General features: G+C 70.1%; 4 protein-coding genes. 3 read left to right on the top strand and 1 reads right to left on the bottom strand.

The window, feature by feature from the left end:
- Positions 1-84 precede the first annotated feature (84 nt).
- Complete coding sequence (locus ACWDNU_RS44790) at positions 85-1,428, bottom strand: cation:dicarboxylate symporter family transporter (RefSeq protein WP_449673325.1); 1,344 nt, start codon at positions 1,426-1,428, stop codon at positions 85-87.
- A 163-nt stretch (positions 1,429-1,591) separates the two neighbouring features.
- On the opposite strand from ACWDNU_RS44790, the gene ACWDNU_RS44785 reads away from it, so the two are divergent.
- The 3 genes from ACWDNU_RS44785 to ACWDNU_RS44775 all read left to right on the top strand — a co-directional run bounded on the left by ACWDNU_RS44785 (position 1,592) and on the right by ACWDNU_RS44775 (position 4,724).
- Positions 1,592-3,196, top strand: coding sequence for a sensor histidine kinase (locus tag ACWDNU_RS44785; RefSeq protein WP_370936297.1), 1,605 nt, complete (start codon positions 1,592-1,594; stop codon positions 3,194-3,196).
- Positions 3,193-3,861, top strand: a complete 669-nt coding sequence (locus ACWDNU_RS44780) for a response regulator (protein ID WP_344286526.1) — start codon at positions 3,193-3,195, stop codon at positions 3,859-3,861. The genes ACWDNU_RS44785 and ACWDNU_RS44780 overlap by 4 nt, the downstream gene beginning before the upstream one ends.
- Positions 3,862-3,956: 95 nt before the next feature.
- Entirely contained in the window at positions 3,957-4,724 is a 768-nt protein-coding gene (locus tag ACWDNU_RS44775) for an SDR family oxidoreductase (protein WP_449673324.1), read from the top strand.
- The last annotated feature ends 111 nt before the right edge of the window (positions 4,725-4,835 follow it).

Raw genomic sequence — 4,835 nt, 5'->3', positions numbered from 1 at the left:
AGCCGCGCGCACGGGGGACGCGCACGGCTGCGGCGCCGAAACAGTCCGCGCCCGGAGGGAAGGGGCCTGGGCCCGGACTGGGTCTCAGGCGTTCGCCGGGACTGGTTTGGCCGGCTCGGCGGGTTTGTCGTCGAGCAGGGTCGCCTCGTCGAACGGCGCCTGGCCGGTGAACACCTGCTGCGAGCGTTCCCGGTCGAATTCCTTCATCCACGATCCGATGAGGACAGTCGCGACCGCGTTGCCGGCGAAGTTCGTCAGCGCGCGGGCTTCGGACATGAACCGGTCGATGCCGAGGATGAAGCCGACGCCGTCGACGAGTTCCGGGCGGTGCGACTGCAAGCCGCTGGCCAGGGTTGCGATGCCGGCGCCGCTGACGCCCGCCGCGCCCTTCGACGCGATGATCATGAACAGCAGCAACGTGATCTGCTCGCCGAGCGCGAGCGGCTGGTCCTGCGCGGTGGCGATGAACAGCGTCGCCATCGTCAGGTAGATCGCGGTGCCGTCGAGGTTGAACGAGTACCCGGTGGGCACCGTGATGCCGACGACCGGCTTGCTGACCCCGAGGTGCTCCATCTTCGCGATCAGCCGCGGCAGCGCGGATTCCGAAGAGGACGTCGAGAGGATCAGCAGGAATTCGCGGCCGAGATACCGCAGCAGGCTGAAGATGTTGACCCGCGCGCCGAGCCACAGCACCGCGCCGAGCACGCCGAACACGAACACCAGGCACGTCAGGTAGAAGCCGAGCATGATCACCAGCAGGCTGCGCAGCGCGCCCCAGCCGGTCGCGCCGACCACCGCGGCGATCGCGCCGAACGCGCCCACCGGGGCGGCCCACATGATCATCGACAGGATGCGGAACACGAGCCGCTGGATGTGCTCGATGCCGCGCAGGATCGGCTCGCCGCGCTTGCCGAGCTTCTGCAGCGCGAACCCGGCCAGCAGCGCCACGAGCAGCGTCTGCAGCACCTGGCCCTCGGTGAACGCGGACACGAAAGTCTTCGGGATGATCCCGAGCAGGAAGTCGACCCCGCCCTCGCCCTTGGCCTGCTGGTGCACCTTCGACACGTCGGCCGGGTTGAGGTGCAGGCCGCTGCCCGGGTGCAGCAGGTTGCCGACGACGAGCCCGATCGCGAGCGCGAAGGTCGACATCACGATGAAGTAGACCAGCGCGGTGATGCCGACCTTGCCGACCTTCGCCGCCTTCGCGACCGAGCCGATGCCCAGCACGATGGTGCAGAAGATGATCGGCGAGATCATCATCTTGATCAGATTGACGAAGCCGGTGCCCAGCGGGGCGAGGCTCTTGCCGACGGACGGCCAGAGCAGGCCGACCGCGACGCCGAGCACTACGGCGGCGATCACGGCCAGGTACAGGTAACGCGTGCGGTCGCGCTTGGGCGCGACTGCCTCGGGGGTCGGTGTAGGCACCGTTGCCTCCAGCTCGGTGGGGGGAACGCGGGTCACTATGCGGGGCGGATATGACCGGCGTCACCGTTGTGTTCATTGAGTTCGCGGCGGGACTGTCCGGTGTGGACTTCCCAGCCGCGGCGCCGGAGTGCTGCCGGACCCGTGCGTGTGCTGGTATGAGCGGGTGCCCCCGACACCTCGGATCCGGACGAGCCGCTGGAGCCTGGCCCGTCAGCTGCTGGTGCTGCAGCTGGCGATCTTGCTCGTGCTCGTCTCCGGCGGCATCACTATTGCCTATCTCGACGCCCGGCGCACGACGACCGACCGGGCCGGGGAGCAGTCGCTCGCGGTGGCCCGTTCGATCGCCGACGCGCCGGACGTCGCGCGGGCGGCGGCCACCGCCGATCCGACCGCGGAGCTGCAGCCGTATGCGCAACGGGTGCTCGTGGACACGCGCGTGGATTTCGTGACGATCATGTCGCCGCAGGGAATCCGTTACACCCACCCGAATCCGGCGTTGATCGGCCAGCGGTTCCTCGGGCACATCGAAGCGGCGCAGCAGGGCGGAGTGGTGTCCGAGACCTACACCGGTTCGCTCGGCCCGTCGGTGCGCGTGGTGGTGCCGGTGTTCGACGCGAACCATCGCGTGGTCGCGCTCGTCGCGGTGGGCATCACGATCGCGGCGATCTCGGCCGAGGTGCAGGAGCGCGTCTGGCCGCTGCTCGGCGTCGCGGCGGCAGTGTTACTGGTGGGTGCCTGCGGGGGCTGGCTGGTGAGCGCGCGCCTGAAGCGGCAGACGCGCGGCATCGCCCCGGCTGAGCTGAGCAATCTCTTCGAATACCACGAAGCGGTGCTGCATTCGGTTCGCGAGGGAGTGCTGCTGGTCGACCGCGACGGCCGGGTCGGGCTGTGCAACGACGGCGCCCGCACGCTGCTCGGGCTGAGCGGCGACCCGGTCGGGCAGTCGCTCGCGGACCTGGGCTTGTCGCCCGAGCTGGCGGCGGCGTTCACCGCGCCGGAAAACCGCACCGAGGAACTGCACCTGACCGACTCGCGGGTGCTGGTCGTGAGCACCACGCTCGTCAGTTCCGGCGGTCGCGCGCAGGGCACCGTCGTGATCCTGCGCGACCACACCGAACTTCAGACGCTCACCGGCGAGCTGACCACCGCGCGCAGCCTCGCCGAAGCGTTGCGGTCGCAGGCGCACGAAGCGGCGAACCGGCTGCACACGGTCGTGTCGCTGGTGGAACTCGGCCGTCCCGAGGACGCCGTGGACTTCGCGACCGCCGAACTCGCGCTCGCGCAGGAGCTCACCGACCGCGTGATGACCGCCGTCGCCGAACCGGTGCTGGCCGCGTTGCTGCTCGGCAAAGCCGCGGAGGCGAGCGAACGCGGCGTGGAGTTCACCATCACGCCGGACACGATGATCGACGACCTCGGACCCGGCGTCGCCGGGCGGGATCTGGTGACGATCCTCGGCAACCTGATCGACAACGGAATCGACGCTGTGGTGCGGGAATCCGGCGCGCGCCCGGCGGTGGTGGTCACCGCAAGGTCCGAAGAGGACGGTCTGTTGCTGCGCGTCGCGGACAACGGGCCGGGCGTGCCGGAGGACGCGGTGGGGGAGATGTTCCGCCGGGGCTGGTCGACGAAGGCGGGCGACGAGCACGGTCTCGGGCTGGCGTTGGTGGTGCAGGCGGTCCGGCGCTATGGCGGCACCATTGACGTCGGACGGGACGGCGGCGCGGTGTTCACCGTACGGTTGCCGAGGCAGGAGGTGTCCTCGTGATCCGGGTGCTGGTGGTGGAAGACGAGCCGGTGGCGGCCGAGGCGCATCGGCTGTACGTCGAGCGGCTGTCCGGATTCGTGGTCGCCGGGGTGGTGCATTCCGGCGGCGAGGCGCTGCGGTTCTGCGAACGCGAGCCCGTCGACCTGGTCCTGCTGGACTTCTACCTGCCGGACACGCACGGCCTCGCGGTCTGCCGTTCGCTGCGCGCGGCCGGGCTGCCGATCGACGTCATCGCGGTGACGTCCGCACGCGACCTCGCGCTGGTCAAGGCCGCGGTCTCGGTCGGGGTCGTGCAGTACCTGCTGAAGCCGTTCACCTTCGCCTCGCTGCGGGACAAACTGGAGCGCTACGCGTCGTTCCGCGAGGCGTCCGGCGAGGTCACCGGGCAGGCGGAGATCGACCGCGCGCTCGGCACGCTGCGCACCACCGAGTCCGCTCCGCTGCCGAAGGGCATGAGCGCGGAGACGCTGGACGCGATCACCGACGCGCTGGCCGGAGCTGGCGAAGGGTTGTCCGCCGGTGGTGCGGCGAGCGCGATCGGGGCGTCCCGCGTGACCGCGCGGCGGTATCTGGAGTACTTGGCGGACAACGGGTTGGCGCAGCGCGAACCGCGATATGGGCAGGTCGGACGGCCGGAAGTCTGGTACCGGCTCAAGCCTGGCTGAGCGCTGACCGACCCCGTCAGCGCTTCGTGCGCACCCGGTAAGCGAGCCCCCCGAAAGTGTGGACATCGAAGTTCACCACTCAAGGGGAGCAAGAAATGACGAAGAAGATCGCACTGGTCACCGGCGGTGGCAAGGGCATCGGCCGGGCCATCGCGACGCGGCTGGCGAACGACGGCGCGCTGGTCGCCGTGCACTACGGCAGCGACGAAGCGGCGGCCAAGGAAACCGTCGCGGCGATTGAATCAAACGGCGGGCAGGCGTTCGCGGTGCAGGCGACGCTGGGCGTCGACGGGGACGCGGCGACGCTGTTCGACCGGCTCTCGGCGGAACTGCGCGAACGCACCGGCGAGGTCGCTCTCGACATCCTGGTCAACAACGCGGCAACCGGCGCCGGTTCGATCACCACGGCGACGCCGGAGGACTTCGACCGGGTGTTCGCGGTGAACGTGAGGGCACCGTTTTTCTTGGTGCAGCGTCTGTTGCCGGTGCTGCGGGACGGCGGCCGGATCGTCAACATCTCGTCCGCGGACACGCGCATCGCGCTGCCGTTCGAACTGGCCTACAGCATGACGAAGGGCGCGCTCGACGTGTTCACCCGCACTCTGGCGCAGGAACTCGGCCAGCGGGGGATCACGGTGAACGCGGTCGCGCCCGGCCCGACGCCGACCGAACGCACCGCGCACATGTTCGCCGACGAGCGGATGCGCGCGGGCACGGCGGGGGCGTCCGCGCTCCGGCGGGTCGCCGACCCCGCCGACATCGCCGACGTGGTCGCGTTCCTGGCTTCGGCCGACTCGCGATGGGTCACCGGGCAGGTCGTCGACGCGACCGGCGGGACGTTCCTCGGCCCGGCTGGCGTATAACGACATATGCGGCTCGGGCAGTGCGCGCTGCCCGAGCCGTTCGGCCGTGCCGCCTGTGCCGGGGCGCGGCTTTGCAGTCCGTGAGGGGAACCCTGAGGGAATCTGATTCCC

This window comes from Amycolatopsis sp. NPDC003676 (assembly GCF_053587275.1).
This window is presented reverse-complemented; position numbering and strand designations above follow the sequence as displayed.